Below are 545 nucleotides of genomic sequence, written 5' to 3'. Positions count from 1 at the left end.
CCTCGTACCCTCAGACCATGGATCGTGTATCTGTATCGATATGGTTGCCGGTTTTTCGGATGGATTTCGACCAGCTTCAACTGTTTCCCTGGGTTAAGCCGATTCCAGCGCCGCTCGACTTCTTGGAGAATGTATCCCCAAGCACGGTGCATCTCCGTAGACGTGACGATGCGCCCGTCGTAGTCATGATACTTATTTCTGAACAGCCTGCTGATCGGGAATATTTCAGGCATTTCGTCGAGAGTTGAGGAAGGAGCCTTTTCAGGGTTGTCAACGTACTGCCTTGGTGTGATCGGGGCCCTGACCGGGTTGAACTTTTCCTGCCATTTGCGAAGTTTCCAAAGAATTTGATGTACCTTCGGCACGAACCAAGGAACGACGTAGGGCTTGCCGGTTTTGTTCGTGGTGATATTGAAGCCGACGATGGGTTTGATCTCATCCTCGAGCTCTCGTGCGTAACCGCGGGTATCAGAATTACTTTTGCCCAGCCCCAGCTTTTTCTCCCAGAAGCCCGCCAAAGGACCTGTGTTCTTCTCCCACTCCAT

General features: G+C 51.7%; 1 protein-coding gene. It reads right to left on the bottom strand.

Translation table 11 applies throughout. The features are described 5' to 3' along the window. On the bottom strand, window positions 1-545 hold a 545-nt coding region (locus AB4Z23_RS28065; protein ID WP_441361254.1), incomplete at both ends, for a VPA1269 family protein.

The sequence above is a fragment of the Agrobacterium sp. MCAB5 genome (assembly GCF_052114365.1).
GTDB lineage: Bacteria > Pseudomonadota > Alphaproteobacteria > Rhizobiales > Rhizobiaceae > Agrobacterium > Agrobacterium tumefaciens.
This window is presented reverse-complemented; position numbering and strand designations above follow the sequence as displayed.